This is a genomic window from Pelagibius sp. (genome assembly GCF_965227505.1).
In the GTDB taxonomy this organism is placed as follows: domain Bacteria; phylum Pseudomonadota; class Alphaproteobacteria; order Kiloniellales; family Kiloniellaceae; genus Pelagibius.
The window spans coordinates 2,988,503-3,008,918 of sequence record NZ_OZ245757.1 but is presented as its reverse complement, the minus strand read 5'-3'; the positions used below and the strand labels follow the sequence as shown (position 1 = coordinate 3,008,918).

The window sequence follows — 20,416 nt, the reverse complement described above, 5'->3', positions numbered from 1 at the left end:
TCTCACGCTTCTGATTTCTCTGTGTTCCTGCCTGGGGCCGCGTCAGCCGACCAGACGGCCGATCACCTTGGCGGTGTAGTCGACCATGGGAATGATGCGGGCGTAGTCGATGCGGGTCGGTCCGATGACGCCGATCGCCCCGACGATCTGTTGCTGGGAGTTGCTGTAGGGCGCAATCACCATGGAGCAGCCGGCGAGCCCGAAGAGCTCGTTCTCGGCGCCGATGAAGATTTGGACGCCTTCGGCGCCGCCTGCAAGGTCCAAAAGCTTGATCAGCGCATCTTTGGTCTCCAGCATCGCAAAGAGCTGGCGAATGCGCTCCAGATCCTCCAGCGCCGTCACGTCCTCGAGAAGCTGGGACTGGCCGCGCAGGATCAAGGCCCCGCCCTTGGCGCCGCCCTGGGGCCCGGACCAGCTGGCGAGGCCGCGCTCGACCACGCGGGTGGTCAGGCCGTCCAGCTCGGCGCGCTGCTCCTCCAGCTCCCGCAGGACCTCGGTCTGCGCCTCTTCCAGGGTGCGCCCGCCGAGACGGGCGGTCAGATAGTTGCTGGCCTCGACCAGAGAGGAGGCGGGCATGCCGGCCGGCACGTCGATGATGCGGTTCTCCACCACGCCGGAGACCGAGATCAGCACCACCAGCGCCCGCCCAGGGCCGAGGGACACGAATTCGATGTGCTTCAGGGGCTCGCCCAGCTTCGGCGCCACGACCAGGCCGGCGCAGCGCGACAGGCCGGAAATGGTCTCCGAGGCCTCTTCGAGAACCTCCGGAAAGGACCGGCCGTCGGCGGCGCACTGGCTTTCGATGTGGGCGCGCTCGTCCTTGGTCAGGTTGCCGATTTCCAGGAGGCCGTCCACGAAGAGCCGGAGCCCCATGTCGGTGGGCATGCGCCCGGCCGAGGTATGGGGCGAAAACAGCAGCCCCAGATCCTCGAGGTCCGCCATGACGTTGCGGATGGTCGCCGGCGAAAGCCCCAGGCCCAGGCTGCGCGAGAGCGTGCGCGAGCCCACCGGCGCGCCGGTTTCCACGTAGGCGTCGACGATGTGCTTCAACACCTCGCGGGAGCGCTCGTTGAGGCCCCTGGCGGCCAGGGCCTCGTCCAGGGATTTCGCGGACTCGGTCATCGCCTGGAATGTAGTGAGCCCCCCGGAAACGGTCAACGCGGGCCGCAGCGGCGATAGCAGTGCAGAAGAGCCGGCCGGCTGCACAAAAGAGGCGCTGGACTGCGCCCGGTCTGCCGGCCCTGGACCTGCCCGAAGCCTTGGGCTAGCTTGCCGCCGCGGAGGCGCCGGCCGCGGGTCTGCCGTTTTCACGCAAACCCGGAAATTCCCAAGCCCCGAAACCCCAATGACCAGAAACCCCAGGGAGAGGTCATCCATGCGTCCGTCCGGCCGAGCCCCCGACCAGTTGCGGGACATCCGCCTGCAAACCGATGTGAACAAACATGCCGAGGGGTCCTGTCTGGCCTGTTTCGGCGATACCCACGTGCTCTGCACCGCCTCGGTCGAGGAAAACATTCCACCCTGGCTGCGCAATTCCGGGCGCGGCTGGGTGACGGCGGAGTACGGCATGCTGCCGCGCTCCACCGGAACGCGCACCGACCGGGAGGCGGCGCGCGGCAAGCAGAGCGGGCGCACGCAGGAAATCCAGCGCCTGATCGGCCGCTCGCTGCGCGCGGTGACCGACCTCACCGGCTTCGGCGAGCGCCAGGTCCGCATCGACTGCGACGTCATCCAGGCCGACGGCGGCACCCGCACCGCCGCCATCACCGGCGGCTACGTGGCCCTCCATCTGGCCTTCCAGCATCTGCTCGACATCGGCGTGCTGGAGGCGCTGCCCTTCACCGACCAGGTGGCCGCGGTATCCTGCGGCCTCTATAACGGGACCGAGGTCCTGGATCTGGACTACGATGAGGATTCGACGGCGGCCGCGGACGCCAACTTCGTGCTGACCAAGACCGGCGGCGTCGTCGAGGTGCAGGGCACCGCCGAGGACGTGCCCTTCCAGCGCCGCCAGTTCGAGCGCCTGCTGGACCTGGCGGAAAAGGGCGTCGCCGAGCTTTGCGCCGCGCAGTCCAAGGCGCTGGCGGAAGCCACGACCTGAAGAAGCCACGGCCTGAAGACGAGCGGGAGCCCAGACATGCACAGCCTCCGAGCCGGCGAGAAACTGGTCCTGGCAACCCACAACGCCGGCAAGTACCGCGAGAACGCGGAACTGCTCGCTCCCTACGGGCTGGAGGTGCTCTCCGCCGGCGATCTCGGCCTGCCGGAGCCGGAAGAGACCGGCGACAGCTTTGTGGCCAATGCCGTGCTGAAGGCCAGGGCCGCCTGCGACGCCACCGGCCTGCCGGCCATCGCCGACGACTCCGGCCTCGACGTTCCGGCGCTGGGCGGCCAGCCGGGCATCTACACCGCCCGATGGGCCGGGCCGGGGCGTGACTTCATGGTGGCCATGGAACGGGTGCACCGGGAACTGGGCGAAAGCCCGGACCGGCGCGGCATCTTTGTCTGCAATCTTTCGGTCGTCTGGCCGGACGGGCAGACCGCCTCCTTCGAAGGGCGCCTGGAGGGCACCCTGGTCTGGCCGGTGCGCGGGGACCGCGGCTTCGGCTTCGACCCGATGTTCCAGCCCAAGGGCTTCGACATCACCTTCGGCGAGATGGACCCGGCAAAGAAGCATGCCATGAGCCACCGCGCGCTGGCCTTCGCGCAACTCTCCGAGGCGCTGCTGGAGCCGGCATGACGGCGCCGGTCACAGGGGCGGCCACAGGGGCAGCGGAAGCGCCGGAGCGAGCGCCTGCGGCTGAAGACGATCCGGGCTTCGGCATCTACGTCCACTGGCCGTTCTGCAGATCCAAGTGCCCCTACTGCGACTTCAACAGCCATGTCCGCGAGCGCGTCGACCAGGACCGCTGGCGCCGGGCCCTGCTGCGCGACCTGGAGCACGCCGCCGCCCACAGCGCGAACCGCCGGGTCACCTCCGTCTTCTTCGGCGGCGGCACGCCCTCGCTGATGCCGGCAGAGACCGTCGCCGCCGTGATCGAGAACATCGCCCGGCTCTGGGATCTGGCCGCTGACGCGGAGATCACGCTGGAGGCCAACCCGACCTCGGCAGAGGCCGAACGCTTCGCCGGCTTCGCCCGCGCCGGCGTGAACCGCCTCTCCCTCGGGGTCCAGGCCCTGGACGACGATGCGCTGCGTTTCCTCGGCCGCCAGCATTCGGCGGCGGAGGCGCTGGCGGCCCTCAATCTGGCGCGCGCCAACTTCGCGCGCATCTCCTTCGATCTTATCTATGCGCGCCCCGGCCAGAACCTCGCGGCCTGGCAGCGCGAGCTGAACGACGCCTTGACCCTGGGGCCGGAACACATCGCGCTGTATCAGCTCACCATCGAAGAGGGGACGGCCTTTCAGGCGGCCTGGCGGCGCGGCGAACTCGTGCTGCCGGTCGAGGAGGAGGCCGCCACCCTGTTCGAAGCGACCGACCTTCAGCTCACTGAGGCAGGGCTGCCGGCCTACGAGATTTCCAACCACGCCCGCCCGGGCGCGGCCTGCCGTCACAACCTGACCTATTGGCGCTATGGCGACTACGTGGGGGTTGGCCCCGGCGCCCATGGCCGCCTGACCTGGGACGGCGTGAAGCACGCCACCCGCCAGCACCGCGCGCCCGAGCCCTGGCTGGACCTGGTCGAACGCCAGGGCCACGGCTGGCGCAGCGCGCAGCCGGTCACGGCAGAGGAAAGCCTGACCGAGATGGTGATGATGGGTCTGCGCCTGACCGACGGCATTCCACCCGGCGCCTTCCAGCGCGTGCTGGGCGCCGGCCCCCAGGCCGTGCTGCCGGCGGAACGCCTGGAGCGGCTGTCGCAGGAAGGGCTTCTGGAGGTCGATGACCGGGGCCTGCGCGCCACTGCGGCGGGCCGCCAACGCCTGGACGCCCTGCTCGCCTATCTGTTCACCTGACGGCCGCGCCGCCGGCGATCCGGGGTCAGTTGACGGCCTGATCGAAGGACTGCGGGGCCGGGTCCACCTCGACGAAGGTCTCCGGCCGCAGCTCCAGGATCGCCAGCCCGCGCTGGACCTGTCCGTTGGGCAGGAAGCGGAAGATGCCGTCGATGCCGGAGAAGCCGACCGGCTGGGAGATGCTGTCGGCCGTATAGATGAGGAAGGCGCCTTCACGCGCGGCGCGCTGTTCCAGCACTGCGGCCAGGGCCACGGCATCGTAACCAAGGGAGGCAACGCGCGGCGGCGTGCGCCCATAGGCCTGGCGGTAGCGATTGGCGAAGGTCCGCCAGAGCGCGGGCGGCGGCGCCGGGAACCAGGCACCCTGGAGGCTGGGCTCGTTGCGCAGGGAAGGATCGTCCCAGAGCGCCGTGCCCAGAAAGCGGACCTCACTGGAGTCGACATCGTAGAACGCCAGCAGCGGGCCGACCGAGAGAAGCTGGCGCCCGCTGGAGGGAATGAGGATGCCGTCAAAGGACGGCGGCCCCAACGTCTCCAGCCCCTGCAGACGGGCCAGCGCGCGCTGGGCCGCCGCATCGTTGCGCGCGCTGAGACTGCGTTTCTGGGCCTGCAAGGCGGCCGCGCGCTGGTCGTAGTCCGCCAGGGCGCGCACCTCGGCAGAGACGTCCTGGGCCTGCGGATCGAAGAAGACCACGCGGCTGAGTTCGACCCCGTTGCGGAAGATAGCCTGCTGCAGCGACTGAACCACCGTCGTGCCGTAGGGCGATTCCGGCGCCAGCACGGCGAAGCGCCGCAGGCCCTGGGCGACCGCATGGTCGACTATGCGGTCGATCTGGGTGCTGGGCGTGACCCCCATGACGAAGGTTTGCGGATCGGCGATGGCGTTGTTGTTGGAGAAGGTGATCAACGGCAGCTGCGCCTCGGCAAGAAGCGGTTTTACCGCCTCGACCGAGGTGGAAAACAGCGGGCCGAGGATCAGCTGCACCTCTTCGGCCAAGGCCGCCTGGGCCGCCGACGCCGCGCCCTCCGGCGTGCCCCCGGTGTCGCGCACCACCAGGGTGAAGCGATCGCCGGCCAGATCGAAGAGGGCAAGCTGCGCTGCGTTCAGGATAGCCTGGCCGACGTTGGCGCGGCTGCCGCTCAGCGGCAGCAGCAGGCCGACCTTCACAGGTGCCGTGCGCGCCGCTTCGGCGGCCGCCTCGGCCTCGTTCAAGGCGCGAAGGCTCTCCTCCGGCACCCCGCCGGTCTCGCCAGCCTGCGGCACCGAGGGAAAGCTCGGTGGTTGCGCCTGCTCATCCGGGCTGGGTACCCTGGGCGCAGCGCAGGCAGCCAGGGCCAAAGGAAGGAAGAGGGCCAGCCCGGTCAGCAAGGACCTGCGCCATGCCCGCAAAACACGCTCAGCAAAGACCCTTCGGTGCGGCCTCGATGTCAGCAGAATCAACGGTTCATCCATCCTCATCGCGCAGCGCAGAGCCTAGAGCATGCGCCCGCTAGATGGAATGGCTTTGATCGCCGCAGCGGGGCCGGCAGACGACCATGGGCGGTAAACCTCTGGGACCGTCGGGCGGCGCGGCGGAGACGGAGGCGGTGACCGCCGATGCACTGCCGGCTGGGCTCTACCTCGTGGCCACGCCCATCGGCAACCTGGGCGACATCACCCTGCGGGCGCTGGACGTGCTGCGCCGGGCCGACCGCATCGCCTGCGAAGACACGCGCACCACACGCAAGCTGCTGAACGCCCACGGCATCACCACCAAGACCTCCGCCTATCATGACCACAGCGGCCCCGGCGCCCGCCGCGCACTGCTGGAGCAGATCCGCGGCGGCCGTGCGATCGCCCTGGTTTCGGACGCCGGCACGCCGCTGGTCTCGGACCCCGGATACAAGCTGGTGCGCGATGCCGTCGCCGAAGATCTGCCGGTGACCAGCCTGCCGGGGCCGGCGGCGCCTCTGGCGGCCTTGCAGCTCTCCGGACTGCCCAGCGACCGCTTCTTCTTCGGCGGTTTCCTGCCGGCGAAGCCTGCGGCGCGGCAAAGGACCTTGCAGGATCTCCGCGGGCTGGACGCGAGCCTGATCTTTTTCGAGACGGCCCCGCGCCTCGCCGCCAGCCTCGCGGACATGGCCGCGCAGCTCGGACCCCGACCCGCCGCCGTCGCCCGCGAACTGACCAAGCTGCACGAGGAACTGCGCCGCGCGCCGTTGCCGGATCTGGCCACCCACTACGCCGGGGCGGGCGCGCCGCGCGGCGAGATCGTCGTGGTGATCGCTCCGCCCGACGAACAGGCGGAGGCACAGGCCTTTGATCTGGACGCCGCCCTGCGCGGCGCCCTGCAACAGGCGAGCCTGCGCGATGCGGCGGCCAGCGTCGCGGCGGCCAGCGGCCTTCCCAAGCGCAGGGTCTATGCCCGCGCCCTGGAGCTGGCGAAGGAGAGCGGCCGAGAGAGCCCAGAGAACCCAGAGGGTCGAAAGGGCAAAGAGGAATGACGGCCCCCGCCGGGCCGCCGCCGGCAGCAGCGGCGCGGCAGCGCCAGGATGCCTATCGCCGCGGCCGCCGGGCCGAGTGGCTGGCGGCCTGGTGGCTGCGGCTGAAGGGCTATCGCGTTCTGGCCCGCGGGTTTCGCTGCCCGGCCGGTGAGATCGACCTGGTTGCAAAGCGCGGGCGCATCCTGGCTTTCGTCGAGGTCAAGCAGCGTGATCGGATGGCCGTCGCCGCCGAGGCCGTTTCGCACCGGCAGCGCAAGCGGATCGCCCGCGCGGCGGAGGCTTTTCTGCAGGGCCGTCCGGATCTCGGCGCCCTGATCCTGCGGTTCGACGCCGTTCTGCTGTCGCGCCATTTCTGGCGCCGCGGCGAGTGGCCGCTGCGGCACGAAAAAGACGCCTGGCGCCGCGACACAAGATTGCCATATTAGGGGAGCAACATCGCGCAAGTGATACGATTCAGGGGAGAATCCAACCGATGAGCTTGACGGGAAGCGACCGGGTCGGAGCCGGTCGCGCCACGCGCAGTCTGGCGGCGCTGGCGGTTGTGGCCATTGCGGGCCTGTCCGTGGCCGGCTGCAGTGCCTGGGGAACGGCGGCCGGGGCCGGCGCCGTGGGCGTGACGGCGGCGCAGACCGAGAAGGGCTTTCGCCGCAGCGTCGCAGATACCGAGATCCGTCTGGCCATCAACGACCTCTGGTTCAAGGCCGACGAAGAGATGTTCCGCAAAGTGAACCTGCAGGTTCAGGAACAGCGCGTTCTGCTCAGCGGCAACGTCCCACAGCCGGAGCAGCGCGTTGAAGCGGTTCGTCTGGCCTGGCAGGCGCCGGGGGTGCGCGAGGTGATCAACGAGATCGAGGTGAACGATACCTCCGGACTGAACGATGCAGCGCGGGATTCCTGGATTTCGGCCCAGCTTCGCACCACTCTTGTGTTTGACCGCGAGATCTCCTCCATCAACTACTCGATCGAAACCGTGAATCAGGCGATCTTCATCATGGGCGTGGCCCAGTCCGAGGCGGAGCTCAACCGGGTGGTCGGCCACGCAAAGGACATCGCCTATGTCCGCCGCGTGGTAAGCTATGCTCTGTTGAAGGACGATCCGGCCCGAAGCTCCTGACTCCTGCACCGGACGGTTTCCACGCCGCCGGAGCCAGCCACTGCGACGCAGAGGCCGCCGACGGGCTTCGCTGCCAAGGGGGCCTCGCCGCTGAAGAAAGACGTGACATGCCCGCCCTCCCCCCATTGAGGCCTGCTTTTGAAGCCCCGGGCCGCGCGTTCGAGACCACGAGCGGGCCCCGGCTATGAGCTGGTCCCAGTCATGAGTTGGTCCCAGTTATGAGCTGGTCTACGGCAAGCAACCGCAAGGATCTCGAGTCGCGTCTGCGCCAGCTTGGCGGCCAGACGGATGAGGAGATCGACATCGCCGGCGCGGCGCTGCTGCTGGCCGCGCTGGAGCGGCCGCAGGTGGGCCTGGAGCGCTACTACCACCACCTGTCGCTGCTGGCGCGGGATACGGAGGAGCTGGCGGGACGCCGCGGCGCCGATCAGGATCTCGACGCCCGTATCGCCATCCTCAACCACGTGATGGTCGAACGCTACGGCTACGAGGGGGACCGGCAGAGCTACGACGACCTTCACAACGCGAACATGATGCGGGTGATCGACCGCAGGCGCGGCCTGCCTGTCGCCCTCGGCATCCTCTACATGCATGCGGCGCGGGCGCAGGGCTGGTCGATCTGCGGCCTTAACTTCCCCGGGCACTTCATGCTGCGGCTGGACCTGGGCAGTCGGCGCGCCATCATCGACCCCTTCAACGGCGGCGAGGTGCGCGACGCGGCGGCGCTGCGCGGCCTGGTGAAGACCGTGGCCGGCAAGGAGGCCGAACTGCGCCCGGAACACACCGACCGGGTCGGCAACCGCGACATCCTGCTGCGGCTTCAGAACAACATCAAACTGCGGCTGATCCAGCAGGAGCGCAGCGCCGATGCCCTGGAAGTCATCGAGACCATGCTGATGTTCGCACCCGAGAAGGCCGCGCTGTGGAAGGAGGCGGGCGTGCTGCATTCCCACCTCGACAACATGCGCGCCGCAATCATGGCCTTTGAACACTACCTGGAACTCGCCGGTGCGGACCCGGACCGCCAGAACATCGCCGCCCTGCTGCAGCAACTGCGCATCAGGCTGAACTGAGGCGCGGCCGGACGAAAGCGGGTAGACATCGGCAGCGGCGCAAACGACGGGAAAGAACGGTTATGAGCTTGGCGGTCGCCATTCAGATGGATCCGGTGGACACCATCGATATCGAGGGGGACAGTTCCTTTGTCCTGGGGCTGGAGGCGCAGCGCCGCGGCCACGGCCTCTACCACTATCTGCCGCAGGATCTCAGCCTGCACGACGGGCGCGTCTATGCGCGCATGCGTGCGCTTGAACTGCGCCGCGAAGCCGGCAACCACGCCAGCTTGGGCGCGCCGGAGACCGTCGACCTGGCGACCCTGGACGTGGTGCTGATGCGCCAGGACCCGCCCTTCGACATGGCCTATATCACCGCCACCCACCTGCTGGAGCACGTGCACCCGGAAACCCTTGTGGTCAACGATCCGGTGCATGTGCGCAACGCGCCGGAGAAGCTCTTCGTCACCCATTTTCCCGAGCTGATGCCGCCGACCCTGATCACCAGCAGCCGGGCGGAGGTGGAGGCTTTTCGCGCCGAGCACCGGGACATCATCGTGAAGCCGCTGTTCGGCAACGGCGGCGCCGGGGTCTTTCACATCACCGCCGGCGACGAGAACCTCTCGGCCCTGCTGGAACTCTTCACCGATCTCTACCGCGAGCCGATCATCGTGCAGCGCTACCTGCCGGAGGTGCGCGGCGGCGACAAGCGCATCATCCTGGTTGACGGCCGCCCGGCCGGCGCCACAAACCGCGTGCCGCCGCAGGGCGAGGCCCGGTCCAACATGCATGTCGGCGGGCAGCCGGAGAAGGCGGACCTCAGCCGCCGCGACCTGGAGATCTGCGAAGCCATCGGCCCGGCGCTGAAAGAACGCGGACTGATCTTCGTCGGCATCGACGTGATCGGCGGCTTCATGACGGAGATCAACGTCACCTCGCCCACCGGCATCCAGGAGATCAACCGCTTCGACGGCGTCTCCCTGGAAACCGAGATCTGGGATGTGATCGAGGCCCGTTACGGCGCCGCCCACCGGACCCCCAGGATGTAGGCGCGATTCCGCCGCCGCGGCTGTAAAGAAAACCGGGCGCCCCAAAAAACCGGCCGGCACAGGGGCCGGCCGGTTGCGAAGGAGTCCGGTATCGGGTTTCTTTTCTGAGAGGCGCGGCTACTTGCTCTCCGCCCCGTTGCCGTTGTTCCCGTTCATATCGTGCAAGGCCGCCTTGGTGCGCTTTTCCATCGGGGCCCAGCACTCCTGAGTGATGCGGGCCATCATGGCCATCAGCTTGCTGGTTTCCTCGAGGTACTGCTCGGCGGCATAGCGCGCGATCGTGCATTGCTTGTCGAAGACCTCTTCCGGGCCCTTGGCTTTGATCAGGTCCTCCGAAGACTCGATGTTCTGGCGCATGCGCGCGCCGGCGAAGTTCATCATTTCCTGACTGACCTCCGCCATGCCGGCGAACATCGCTTCGCTGGCGCTCATGACGGCGGTGATGTTTTCACCGTTGGAACCGAGAAACGCCTCATAGCTCGGAACCTCCGGTGCGGCGGCCGCGGTGCTTTCACCGCCTCCTGAAGAAGATACGCTGCTTTTGCTTTGCTTACGTGCCGTTGCCATGGCTTGGTTACTCCTGCACGACGCATTTGATTGGTGGGGGGACCGGGCTGACGCCCGAGTGACAGACCGTCTCCTTGGCATACCCCCGCTCACCGCAACCAGAGCCTTGGCTTCCATTCGGAATGCCGGTTGTTCTCGATAAGTGTAAGACCCTCCAGGCCTCCACCTGCCTTGGTTGTGGCTCACGGGACCCCAGCGGCCGGAGCTTCTCGCCTATAAGAATAGGCTAACAGAAATTAACCATAATTGATCTGGGACAGTTTCCCTTTGCGTTGCCGCCGGTCTGGCGCGTTAAGGCGACCGGGCGGCCACTGCCCAAGATGATCTTGGCAGCCCTGTTCCTCCACCCTAGATTGATCGCGGCCACAGCCGGACCCGGCCTCCATGGGGTCCACACTCGGGGAGAACGCCGGAGCGCCCATGACCGCCCGCATCACCACCGTCGCCTTCGCCGGCGTCGAGGTCCTGGACATCGACGTGCAGGTGCAGATGGGCAGCGGCCTGCCGGCCTTCGCCGTCGTCGGCCTGCCGGACAAGGCGGTGGCGGAAAGCCGCGAGCGGGTGCGCGCGGCGCTCACGGCCCTCGGCCTTGCCCTGCCACCCAAGCGCATCACCGTGAACCTGGCGCCGGCCGACCTGCTGAAGGAGGGCAGCCATTTCGACCTGCCCATCGCGCTGGGTCTGCTGACCGCCATGGGCGTGCTGCCGGCCGAGGAGATGGCCGGCTACACGGCCCTGGGCGAACTGGCGCTCGACGCCCGCATCACCCCGGTCGCCGGCGTGCTGCCGGCGGCGATCCACAGCCTCTCCGCCGGGCGCGGCCTGATCTGCCCGGCGGCCCAGGGGGGAGAGGCGGCCTGGGCCGAGGGCCTGGAGATCCTGGCGCCGGGCACGCTGCTGGCGCTGGTCAATCACTTCAAGGGCAGCCAGGTCCTCAGCCCGCCCAAGGCGCGCCTCGCCGAGGGCGCCGCCGACGGCCTCGACCTCGCCGACATCAAGGGCCAGGAGAGCGCCAAGCGCGCCCTGGAAGTGGCGGCGGCCGGCGGCCACAACCTGCTGATGGCCGGGCCGCCGGGGGCGGGCAAGTCCATGCTGGCGGCGCGCCTGCCGGGCATCCTGCCGCCGCTCACGCCCGCCGAGGCGCTGGAGGTCAGCATGATCCACTCCGTCGCCGGCACCCTGGGGGAGGCGGGGCTGCTGCGCCGCCGGCCCTTTCGGGACCCGCACCACTCGGCCTCCCTGCCGGCGCTGGCCGGCGGCGGCCTGCGCGCCAGGCCGGGCGAGATCTCGCTGGCGCATCTGGGCGTCCTCTTCCTCGACGAACTGCCGGAGTTTCAGCGTGGCGCCCTGGAGGCGCTGCGCCAGCCGCTGGAGACCGGCCGCGTCTCCGTCGCCCGCGCCAACGCCCATGTCACCTATCCGGCGCGCGTCCAGCTCATCGCCGCCATGAACCCCTGCCGTTGCGGCTACCTGGACGATCCGGCCCGGGCCTGCGCCCGGGCGCCGCGCTGTGCCGCCGACTATCAGGCGCGGATCTCCGGCCCGCTGTTCGACCGCATCGACCTGCATGTCGACGTCCCCGCGGTGAGTGCCGCCGACCTCTCGCTGCCGCCGCCGGCCGAAGGCTCGATCGCCGTCGCCGCCCGGGTTGCTGCGGCCCGCGCCCGCCAGGCCGCCCGCTACGAAAAGCTGCCGGCCGGACGACGTCCGCGCAGCAACGCCGAGGCCGACGGACAGTTGCTGGAGGAGGTGGCGGCGCCCGACAGCGAAGGGCGGCGCCTGCTCACCGAAGCCGCCGAAGCGATGAAGCTCTCCGCGCGCGGCTATCACCGGGTGCTGCGCGTCGCCCGCAGCCTGGCCGACCTGGAAGGCGCCGAGGCCGTGCGCCGCCCCCACATCGCCGAGGCCCTCACCTACCGAAGGCAACTGCCGGGGCGCTGAGGCGTCAGGGTGGCGCGTTCGGGGCGGCGAGAACGCGGTGCTGAGTGTCGCCGGGAGAGCGGACTCCCAACTTCCGGGACGCTAAAGTCCACACGTCGACCGTGGATATTACGGGGCCGGTGATATGCCGGTGATATTGCGGGCGGCGAGGATTGCCAGAAGGGAGAGACCGGGAGGGGGTCGGATGAGCAACTACTTCGATATCGTCGCCAGCCGCATGAAGAACATGCTGACGCGGATTTCCGCCAACGATGCGGACTTCGAGGATCTCTGCGAGCGCCATGCGTCCCTGACCTCGGACATCCGCAGGCTGAACCCCCGCGAAGACCCCGCCGAGGCGCAGCGTGACGAGGACCTGCGCAAACGCCGCGCGGCGCTGGAGCAGGAGATGCTGGCGATCATGCAGGCCAACGTGCGCGTCTGAGGCTCCGCCCCCTGAGAGGGGGCCATCTCCGAGCCCGTTCTTTCAGGATCGCCTTTCAGGATCGCCGCGACGCCATCCGCCCTGATTGCATGAGTGTGCTAAAAAAACGCTTTGGCCATAAACGGTTAACGAAATGCCGCCTATGGTGGCGCATGGCACAGATTAAGGCGTACCACAGCAAGGATCCGGACCTCACCCTCTTCCTCGTCAGCGGCAGTGTATCGGCGGAAGACCTGATCGCGGCCATGGAAGCCCACTACGGCGCAGAGCCGTCCAGCATCGCCGTGTGGGACCTCTGGGAAGCCGACCTCTCGGGGCTGGACATGGCCGCCCTGGTCAAGGTCTCCGACGTCGCCAGCGGCTACGCCCGCAACCGCAAGGACCCGCGCACCCTCTTTGCGGTGAAGCGGGAGCAGGAAAAGCCGTTGGTGCGGCTCTACGAGAAGATCTCCGAACTGAGGGGGTCCCCCATCAGCTATGAGATGTTTCCTTCCCGGGCGGCGGCCTATCAGCACCTGGGTCTGGAAGACCCCTTTGCCGCCGCTCCGGCCGCACGGAAGAAGAGCGCCTGAGCCGCCCCGCCATCCTGCAACTCTCCAGGTCGTTGCCCCTGGCCGCCCGGCGCGCTATGCCGGGCCCATGCGAAAGTCCCTGAGAGAGACCGCCGAACATGCCGGGCACCGTATCGAACTGGTGCCGCTGGATGCCCTCTTCGACCTGCGCAAGACCGTCCTGCGCCCCTGGCTGACGCCGGACGGCGCAAAGGCTGCCTACGCGGACGGGGCCGAGCGCTTTCACGTCGGCGCGCGCCCAGGCCGGGCGCCGGACGAGGGCGTCGTCAGCACCGCCAGCTTCAAGATCGAACACCCTCATGGGCCCGGCAGCGATGCGCTTCTGGCCCACGCCGGGGCCGAAGGCTACTGGGCAGAGGGTTATTGGCGCCTGCTTTCCATGGCCACGTACCCTGAGCTGCAGGGCAGCGGGCTGGGCGGCGCCGTCCTGGGCTTCGGCGTCGCCGCGCTTGCCCGCCGCCTGGCGGAACGCGGCGCGGCGAGCGCAGTCGTCTGGTGCCAGGGCCGCAGCGGCGCGCGGCGCTTCTACGAACGCCACGGCTTCGCCGCCGTCGGGGAGGAGTTCGAAAACCCCGGGACCGGACCGCATTTCGTGTTCTGGCGAAGGGTGGCAGCCGCCTAGAGCAGATCCGGGCTGAAAGGCGCCACCGGCGCTCAGAGCCCGTCGAGAAACATGGCCAGGTGGTGATTGAAGAGCGTGGGCTGTTCCAGGTTGGGCAGGTGGGCGGTCCCGGCGATCACGGTGCCGAGGGCCTGGGGCAGCGCCTGGACCAGATGGTTGCAGCGCTGCTGGATATGGGGAAAGTCGGCATCGCCCCAGACCACCTGGGCCGGCAGGTCGAGCTCGCCGAGGCGCCGGTAGGCCGGGGCGCCGGACGGTGGGTTCCACTCGCCCGGTTCCTCGGCCCTGAGGGCAACGCCGTTCATCTCCAGGAAGAGTTCGCGCAGCGGGCCGGAGACGCGGCCCTCCTCGCGGGCGGGACCGTCAAGCCAGAGCCAGGCCTCCAGCTCGTTCACGCGTTCGATGTCGCCGTCCGCCTCGGCCTCGTCCAGCAGGTCGACCACGGCGGCCACGGCGGGGGGATAGTCCGCAGGCTCCGGCTGGCCGCTCACCGCGGGGGCCACGAGGAACAGACCGGCCACCCGGCCCGGGTGGGTCAGGGTGTAGTCGATGGCGACGCGCCCGCCCTGGGAGCAGCCGACCAGCACCGCCTTGCGGATCTGCAGATCGTCCAGCAGCGCGCGCAGGTCATGGACGTGGGAAAAGCGCTCGACATCGTAGCGGGTCTCGCCGAAGCCGCGGCGGTCATAGGCCACGACGCGGTAGGTCTCCGCAAAGCTGCTCACCTGCGGCTGCCACATGCGGCGGTCGGCGACGCCGGCATGCAGGAAGACCACGGCCGGGCCCCAGACTTCCTCGGCGCCGGCCTCGACACCGGCCAGCACGGCCCGCCCGCTGGTGACCGTGAAGTGCCTCGGCACAACCCTGGAAGCGGAGGTGGCGATGGTCTCTTGCCTTTCAGTCAACTCTGTCGAGCGCAGCGGCGATGCCGGGAAAGACCTGGGGAAGGGCGGCCTCTCCCGCCGCCGTGACGATTACCTTGCGGGACTTGCGGTCGCGCTTCAACCACTTTGCGCCGACCAGGCGTTCGGCAAGCGCCGCCCCCAAGGCACCGCCGAGGTGCGGGCGGCGCTCGCTCCAGTCCAGGCAGCAGCGCGCGAAGTGGCGCCGCTGTTCCTCGGCCGCCGCGACATCGACCCCGAGATCGTCGAGAAAGGCGCGGCCCTTGGGACCGACGCGAAAGTCGCCCTCGACCCGGCGAAGGAAGCGGCGCTTCACCAGGGAGTCGGTGATGGCGACGCCCAGGCGCCCGGCCAGATGGTCGTAGCACATGCGCGCCTGGCGCAGTTCGCCGACACGGCGCGCATGGACGCGCCTGCGTTCCGGCACCCGCTGGTTGGGCGTCAGGTGGGTGAGCGGCTCCAGCGCCTCCGCCACCCCCGGCCCGGCCAGCCGGTAATAGCGGTGGCGCCCCTGGCGCTCCACCGCCAACAGCCCGGCCTCGGTCAGCTTGGCCAGATGGCTGCTTGCGGTCTGCGGCGTCACCCCGGCGACGAAGGCCAGTTCGCTGGCGGTCTGGGCCCGGCCGTCCATCAGGGCCGCCATCATGTTGGCCCGCGCCGGAACGCCGATGAGAGAGCCCACAAGGGCAAAGGAAGGATCGACAGACATATTTCGATGATAGGCGAGCTATGGGAACAGGACAAGAAGGGGGCATCGAATTCAGCGTCTAAACACATCGATACCGATCGAAGTATGTCTGCACGAATGTTCCCATCGAGCTGCTCTTGATGTCAGGAATCGCTCCTCCCTCAACCACCACCAACACCGGTTTTGTCGTCGGCTTTTGCAGGAGACAAAACCGTTGACGCGCTCTCCTTTGGTCATACTCGGGCTTGACCCGAGTATCCATGGCAGCGGCAATCTCGAAACTCTCAGTCAAGACCCGGCAAGCGGTGCGATGGACCCTCGGGTCAAGCCCGAGGGTGACGATTCAAGGGTCCTCGCTTGTGGCTATGCTTCGTGATTCCTCTCCTCGTCGGGAGAGAGCACTTCGTGGGAAAGGGAGAGTAAGGAGACCGCCGTGCGACGAAGCCACCGCCGGCCTGTCTCAGTCCTGCGGCGGTTTGATCATGCGGCCGAGGGGCTGGCCGCCGAAGAGGTGGAGGTGGAAGTGGGGCACCTCCTGGTGGCCGTGATTTCCAGTGTTGGCCAGCACGCGGTAGCCGTCGTCTTCGATGCCGAGGTCCTTGGCGATCTTGCCGGCGGCGCGGATGAAGCCGGTGACTTCCGCCTCCGAGGCCTTGGCGGAGAAGTCGGCGAAGGAGACATAGGCGCCCTTGGGGATCACCAGCACATGCACCTTGGTCTGCGGCTGGATGTCGTGGAACGCAAGCACGTGGTCGTCTTCGTAGACCTTGTTGCAGGGGATCTCGCCGCGCAGGATCTTGGCGAAGATGTTGTTCTCGTCGTAGGCCATGGCCGCTCCCCTCTTCCTTATCGCTTGCTTCTCGTGCGCGGCGCGCCTCAGCTCTTGGCGCGCGCCGCCTTCTCGGCGATGCCGGAGATGCCCTTGCGCCCCTCCAGCGCCGCCCAGACATGCTTGGGCTTCACCCCGCTGGCGGCCCAGAGCACCATCAGGTGATAGAGCAGATCCGCCGACTCGTCGATCACGCCCTGGCGGCGTTCGCGGGTCGCCTCGATCACCGTCTCTACTGCCTCCTCACCGACCTTCTGGGCGATCTTGTCGAGGCCGCGGTCGAACAGCTTGGCGGTGTGGGAGCTTTCCGGGTCGGCGCCGCGCCGCTCCTCTATCACCTCGTAGAGGCTGTCGAGAACGGAACCGGTGAGGGGGCCGCGCTTCATAGGGCTGAGGTCCTTGCTTGGTCCGAATAGTCGGGTGCTTTGGGTTTCGCTTTGCCCGGCAGCGGCGATTCAGAGCCGGGCGCGCCAGATCTTTGAGGCCTATCAGGTATTGCTCGGACTGTCACGCCGCCAGACCGTGGACAGCCCGGGGATAAGCCGTGGAAATCGCGTGGATAAATCGCTGGGCGGCACGGGCCGCCAGGCCTCACGAAACCGGCCTGACCGGCAGGCCCGCCGCCGCCATGGCCGCCTTGGCCTCGGCGATGGAGTGGGTGCCGAAGTGGAAGATGGAGGCAGCGAGCACGGCGGAGGCATGCCCCTCGCGAACGCCGGCGGCCAGATGCTCCAGCGTGCCGACGCCGCCGGAGGCGATGACCGGCACCGGAACCGCATCGGCGATGGCGCGGGTGAGCGGCAGGTCGTAGCCCTGCTTGGTGCCGTCGCGGTCCATGGAGGTCAGCAGGATCTCCCCGGCGCCCAGGTCGCAGAGGCGCTTCGCCCAGGCGACGGCGTCGAGGCCGGTGGCCCTGCGCCCGCCGTGGGTGAAGATCTCGAAGCGCGGCCTACCATCGCCGTCATCACCGGCGTCCACGCTCTTGGCGTCGACCGCGACGACGATGCACTGGCTGCCGAACTTCTCCGCCGCCTCGCGCACGAAGTCCGGGTTCTCCACCGCGGCGGTGTTGATGGAGACCTTGTCGGCACCGGCCAGCAGAAGCTGGCGGATGTCGTCCAGCGTGCGCACCCCGCCGCCCACGGTTAGCGGCATGAAGCACTGCTCGGCCGTGCGGCGCACGACGTCCAGCAGGATACCGCGCTTTTCGTGGCTGGCGGTGATGTCGAGAAAACACAGTTCGTCGGCGCCGGCGGCGTCATAGACCTTGGCCTGTTCGACGGGATCGCCGGCGTCGCGCAGGTCGACGAAGTTCACGCCCTTCACGACCCGTCCGTCCTTCACGTCGAGGCAGGGTATCACCCGCACCGTCAGCATGGCCCCGTGTCCTGTCTGCCTGCACCCTCTTGGGCGGAACCGGCAGCCGCAAGCAGCGCCAGCGCCGAAGCCGGATCGATGCGCCCGTCGTAGAGCGCGCGTCCTGAGATCACCCCTTCGATGCCGAGATGGGCAACCTGCAGAATGGCGGCGAGGTCGTCCAGCGAGGCGACGCCGCCGGAGGCGATCACCGGCGTGGAGATGGCCGCCGCGAGTTCCGCCGTTGCGGCAACGTTGGCGCCCTCGAGCGCGCCGTCGCGGTCGATATCGGTGTAGACGATGGCCGCGGCGCCGGCATCCTCGAAGCGGCGGGCGAGATCCAGGGCGGTGACCTCGCTGACCTCGGCCCAGCCCTCCACCGCGACGCGGCCGCCGCGGGCATCGATGCCCAGAACGATCTGCCCGGGAAAGGCACGGCAGGCCTCGCGCACCAGGGTCGGGTCCTTCACCGCCACGGTTCCGAGGATGACGCGGCGCAGACCGAGGGTCAGCCAGCGCTCGATGGTCGCCAGATCGCGGATGCCGCCGCCCAGCTGCGCCGGCAGGTCGACGGCGCCGAGGATGGCCTCCACCGCGCCGGCGTTCACCGGGCGGCCTTCGAAGGCGCCGTTCAAGTCCACCAGGTGCAGCCAGGAAAAGCCCTGCTCGGCGAAAGCCTGCGCCTGGGCCGCCGGGTCTTCGTTGAAGACCGTGGCGGTCTCCATCCTGCCGTGCAGCAGACGCACGGCCTGGCCGTCCTTCAGGTCGATGGCGGGGAAAAGGATCACGGATGCCTGCCGGTTACTCGCCTTGCGGCAGCGCGCCGTTGCCGATCAGGTCCTTGTAATAGAAGTAGCCGGTGACCCAGCGGTCCTGCACCCAGGCGTAGTGCGGATGGGTGCCCCAGCGCACGTAGCCGAGCTGTTCCACCACCTCGATGGCGCGCTTCTGGGTCGCGCGGATGTCGAGGTTCAGAACCCGGAGACCGTTGCGGCGCGCCGCGTCCTCCACCTGGCGCACAAGGCCGGGGGCGAGCCCGTGGCCGCGCGCCCAGGGCGCGACGAAAAAGGTGGTGAGCTGGCCGGTCAGGCCCTGCGCCTCGTTGTTGCGCGGCGGGCGCACCAGCTGCGCCGAACCGGCGATGGTGTTGTCGAGGCGGCCGACGAAGAGCTCGCGTTCCGGCACCAGCAGCACACCCTGCCAGTAGGTCTCCATGGTCTGGCGCGGCGGTGGGTTCAGCCAGCCGAAACCACCGCCGTCCAGGATCGCCGCCTCGGCGGCATCGCAGAGGTCGTGGAGATCGGGCCCGTGGAAGCCGGTCAGCCTGTCCATTGAAATCTCTACACGGGAATCACTGACCGTCATGGGCACCACCTTAGGAAATTGGCGAGCAGCTGCAGGCCGGCGGCCTGGCTCTTCTCCGGATGGAACTGTGTTCCCACCAGATTGTCACGACCAACGATTGCAGTCACCTCCTCCCCGTAATCTACGGTCGCAAGAAGGTGGTCCGGCTGCGCCGGGCGCAGATGATAGCTGTGAACGAAGTAAACATAAGAAGACTGCGGCAGCTCCGCCAGCACCGGATGGTCCGGCGCCCGCAGGTTCAGCCGGTTCCAGCCCATGTGCGGCACCTTCAGATCGCCCAGCGGGCTGTCGGAAGACCCGGCAACGGGGTCCAGCGCCACCACATCGCCCGGAATCCAGCCGAATCCCTGGTGGACGCCGTGTTCCAGCCCGCGTTCGGCCATCAGCTGCATGCCGACACAGATGCCGAGAAAGGGACGCTGGTGGCGCGTCACGAAGTTCTCCAGCGCGTCGACCATGCCCGGAAGCCGGTGCAGTCCGGCGCGGCAGTCGCCGAAGGCGCCGACCCCGGGCAGCACCACACGGTCGGCGGCACGCACCCGGGCGGGATCGTCGGTCACAAGCACCGGTCCGCCGCCGGCTTCAGCAGCGGCACGCTCCAGAGACTTGGCGGCCGAGCGCAGGTTGCCCGAGCCATAGTCGATGATCGCAACGGTCATGACGGTTCCGAAACAGTCTCTCCACGGCCTCCCGGCCGTGGCGCGATTCCCCTAAAGACTGCCTTTGGTCGAAGGCACGGCGTCGGCCTTGCGCGGGTCGATCTGGATCGCTTCACGCAGCGCGCGGGCCAGGGCCTTGAAGCAGGACTCGACGATATGGTGATTGTTGGTGCCGTAGAGGTTCTCCACGTGCAGGGTGAGACCCGCGTGCTGGGCGAAGGCCTGAAACCACTCCTTGAAAAGTTCGGTATCCATGCTGCCCAGGCGGTCCTGGCTGAACGCCACCTTCCAGATAAGGTAGGGGCGGTTGGAGGCATCCAGAGCGACCCGGCTGAGGGTTTCGTCCATGGGAATGAGGGCCGAACCGTAGCGCCAGATGCCGCGGCGCTCGCCCAGCGCCTGGGCGACGGCCTGGCCCAGCACGATGCCGCTGTCCTCGGTGGTGTGATGGCCGTCGATGTGCAGATCGCCCTCCGCCTTCAGCGTGATGTCGATGAGGCTGTGGCGCGAAAGCTGCTCGAGCATATGGTCGAGAAAGCCGATCCCGGTGGCGATCTCGTAGCTTCCGCTGCCGTCCAGGTTCACGCTGGCGCTGATCCTGGTTTCCTTGGTGTTGCGGTCGACTGTGGCCTTGCGCATGTCCCATCGCCCCGCCGCCGCGGGGGCTCCTTGGCATTCCGTTCTGAAACGAAGGCGCCCTTGTATCAGGAAGGCCCCGGCAATGCCAGAACCCTTGCGCCCCGGGTTTTCGGCGGCCTTTCCGGGCTTTTCGTGCCCCGAACCGCCCCCTCCGGCATCGCGCCGGGGTCTGGTCGGGCCCTGGTTGGGCCCTTGT

24 protein-coding genes are annotated in these 20,416 nt (G+C 68.5%); 12 read left to right on the top strand and 12 right to left on the bottom strand.

What is annotated here, in order from left to right; all coding sequences use genetic code 11:
* Positions 1–42: 42 nt before the first annotated feature.
* Entirely contained in the window at positions 43–1,122 is a 1,080-nt protein-coding gene (gene hrcA / locus ACO06P_RS14390) for a heat-inducible transcriptional repressor HrcA (RefSeq protein ID WP_420345924.1), read from the bottom strand.
* A 253-nt stretch (positions 1,123–1,375) separates the two neighbouring features.
* On the opposite strand from hrcA, the gene rph reads away from it, so the two are divergent.
* From rph to hemW, 3 genes are read left to right on the top strand one after another with little or no spacing between them, the layout of a single operon-like run.
* A complete protein-coding gene (gene rph, locus ACO06P_RS14385; protein WP_420345923.1) occupies positions 1,376–2,101 on the top strand; it encodes a ribonuclease PH in 726 nt (241 codons plus the stop codon).
* 36 nt (positions 2,102–2,137) lie between these two features.
* Positions 2,138–2,740 (top strand): RdgB/HAM1 family non-canonical purine NTP pyrophosphatase, encoded by a 603-nt coding sequence (gene rdgB, locus ACO06P_RS14380; protein WP_420345922.1) that lies wholly within the window; start codon positions 2,138–2,140, stop codon positions 2,738–2,740.
* The gene (gene hemW, locus ACO06P_RS14375; RefSeq protein ID WP_420345921.1) at positions 2,737–3,957 is read left to right on the top strand and encodes a radical SAM family heme chaperone HemW; all 1,221 of its coding nucleotides are present in this window, start codon (positions 2,737–2,739) and stop codon (positions 3,955–3,957) included. Before rdgB ends, hemW begins: the two co-directional genes overlap by 4 nt.
* 25 nt (positions 3,958–3,982) lie before the next feature.
* On the opposite strand, the gene ACO06P_RS14370 is transcribed toward hemW, so the two are convergent.
* Complete coding sequence (locus tag ACO06P_RS14370) at positions 3,983–5,326, bottom strand: penicillin-binding protein activator (protein WP_420345920.1); 1,344 nt, start codon at positions 5,324–5,326, stop codon at positions 3,983–3,985.
* Between the two features lie 167 nt (positions 5,327–5,493).
* Between ACO06P_RS14370 and rsmI the strand changes: the two genes are divergently transcribed.
* From rsmI to gshB, 5 genes are all read left to right on the top strand, one after another.
* Positions 5,494–6,441: a 16S rRNA (cytidine(1402)-2'-O)-methyltransferase gene (rsmI, locus tag ACO06P_RS14365; protein WP_420345919.1), complete on the top strand. Its 948-nt coding sequence runs from the start codon at positions 5,494–5,496 to the stop codon at positions 6,439–6,441.
* Positions 6,438–6,866 carry a YraN family protein gene (locus ACO06P_RS14360; protein WP_420345918.1) on the top strand — a complete coding sequence of 143 codons (429 nt, stop codon included), beginning with the start codon at positions 6,438–6,440 and terminating at the stop codon, positions 6,864–6,866. The genes rsmI and ACO06P_RS14360 overlap by 4 nt, the downstream gene beginning before the upstream one ends.
* A 47-nt stretch (positions 6,867–6,913) precedes the next feature.
* A complete protein-coding gene (locus tag ACO06P_RS14355) occupies positions 6,914–7,555 on the top strand; it encodes a BON domain-containing protein (protein ID WP_420345917.1) in 642 nt (213 codons plus the stop codon).
* Between the two features lie 218 nt (positions 7,556–7,773).
* Positions 7,774–8,628, top strand: coding sequence for a SirB1 family protein (locus ACO06P_RS14350; RefSeq protein WP_420345916.1), 855 nt, complete (start codon positions 7,774–7,776; stop codon positions 8,626–8,628).
* Positions 8,629–8,690: 62 nt separating this feature from the next.
* Positions 8,691–9,656: a glutathione synthase gene (gene gshB, locus ACO06P_RS14345; protein WP_420345915.1), complete on the top strand. Its 966-nt coding sequence runs from the start codon at positions 8,691–8,693 to the stop codon at positions 9,654–9,656.
* A gap of 117 nt (positions 9,657–9,773) precedes the next feature.
* Here the strand turns inward: gshB and ACO06P_RS14340 are convergent, their stop codons facing one another.
* Positions 9,774–10,223, bottom strand: a complete 450-nt coding sequence (locus ACO06P_RS14340) for a phasin family protein (RefSeq protein ID WP_420345914.1) — start codon at positions 10,221–10,223, stop codon at positions 9,774–9,776.
* Between the two features lie 420 nt (positions 10,224–10,643).
* On the opposite strand from ACO06P_RS14340, the gene ACO06P_RS14335 reads away from it, so the two are divergent.
* The 4 genes from ACO06P_RS14335 to ACO06P_RS14320 all read left to right on the top strand — a co-directional run bounded on the left by ACO06P_RS14335 (position 10,644) and on the right by ACO06P_RS14320 (position 13,782).
* On the top strand, positions 10,644–12,164 hold the full coding sequence (locus ACO06P_RS14335; protein WP_420345913.1) for a YifB family Mg chelatase-like AAA ATPase: 1,521 nt from the start codon (positions 10,644–10,646) through the stop codon (positions 12,162–12,164).
* 184 nt (positions 12,165–12,348) lie between these two features.
* Positions 12,349–12,588: a hypothetical protein gene (locus tag ACO06P_RS14330; protein WP_420345912.1), complete on the top strand. Its 240-nt coding sequence runs from the start codon at positions 12,349–12,351 to the stop codon at positions 12,586–12,588.
* 152 nt (positions 12,589–12,740) lie between these two features.
* Positions 12,741–13,160 (top strand): hypothetical protein, encoded by a 420-nt coding sequence (locus ACO06P_RS14325; protein WP_420345911.1) that lies wholly within the window; start codon positions 12,741–12,743, stop codon positions 13,158–13,160.
* Positions 13,161–13,227: 67 nt separating this feature from the next.
* Entirely contained in the window at positions 13,228–13,782 is a 555-nt protein-coding gene (locus ACO06P_RS14320) for a GNAT family N-acetyltransferase (RefSeq protein ID WP_420345910.1), read from the top strand.
* Positions 13,783–13,814: 32 nt separating this feature from the next.
* Here ACO06P_RS14320 and ACO06P_RS14315 read toward each other — a convergent pair whose 3' ends face one another.
* From ACO06P_RS14315 to hisB, 9 genes are all read right to left on the bottom strand, one after another.
* Positions 13,815–14,687 carry an alpha/beta fold hydrolase gene (locus tag ACO06P_RS14315; RefSeq protein ID WP_420345909.1) on the bottom strand — a complete coding sequence of 291 codons (873 nt, stop codon included), beginning with the start codon at positions 14,685–14,687 and terminating at the stop codon, positions 13,815–13,817.
* Positions 14,680–15,393, bottom strand: coding sequence for an ArsR/SmtB family transcription factor (locus ACO06P_RS14310; RefSeq protein WP_420345908.1), 714 nt, complete (start codon positions 15,391–15,393; stop codon positions 14,680–14,682). Before ACO06P_RS14310 ends, ACO06P_RS14315 begins: the two co-directional genes overlap by 8 nt.
* A gap of 439 nt (positions 15,394–15,832) precedes the next feature.
* Positions 15,833–16,201 carry a histidine triad nucleotide-binding protein gene (locus ACO06P_RS14305; RefSeq protein ID WP_420345907.1) on the bottom strand — a complete coding sequence of 123 codons (369 nt, stop codon included), beginning with the start codon at positions 16,199–16,201 and terminating at the stop codon, positions 15,833–15,835.
* Between the two features lie 47 nt (positions 16,202–16,248).
* Positions 16,249–16,587 carry a phosphoribosyl-ATP diphosphatase gene (locus ACO06P_RS14300; RefSeq protein WP_420345906.1) on the bottom strand — a complete coding sequence of 113 codons (339 nt, stop codon included), beginning with the start codon at positions 16,585–16,587 and terminating at the stop codon, positions 16,249–16,251.
* 205 nt (positions 16,588–16,792) lie between these two features.
* Entirely contained in the window at positions 16,793–17,578 is a 786-nt protein-coding gene (hisF, locus tag ACO06P_RS14295) for an imidazole glycerol phosphate synthase subunit HisF (RefSeq protein ID WP_420345905.1), read from the bottom strand.
* Entirely contained in the window at positions 17,572–18,345 is a 774-nt protein-coding gene (gene hisA, locus ACO06P_RS14290; RefSeq protein ID WP_420345904.1) for a 1-(5-phosphoribosyl)-5-[(5-phosphoribosylamino)methylideneamino]imidazole-4-carboxamide isomerase, read from the bottom strand. Before hisA ends, hisF begins: the two co-directional genes overlap by 7 nt.
* Positions 18,346–18,358: 13 nt before the next feature.
* Positions 18,359–18,889 (bottom strand): GNAT family N-acetyltransferase, encoded by a 531-nt coding sequence (locus ACO06P_RS14285; RefSeq protein WP_420345903.1) that lies wholly within the window; start codon positions 18,887–18,889, stop codon positions 18,359–18,361.
* Between the two features lie 29 nt (positions 18,890–18,918).
* The gene (gene hisH / locus ACO06P_RS14280; RefSeq protein ID WP_420345902.1) at positions 18,919–19,581 is read right to left on the bottom strand and encodes an imidazole glycerol phosphate synthase subunit HisH; all 663 of its coding nucleotides are present in this window, start codon (positions 19,579–19,581) and stop codon (positions 18,919–18,921) included.
* Between the two features lie 51 nt (positions 19,582–19,632).
* Entirely contained in the window at positions 19,633–20,220 is a 588-nt protein-coding gene (hisB, locus tag ACO06P_RS14275; RefSeq protein ID WP_420345901.1) for an imidazoleglycerol-phosphate dehydratase HisB, read from the bottom strand.
* Positions 20,221–20,416 lie beyond the last annotated feature (196 nt).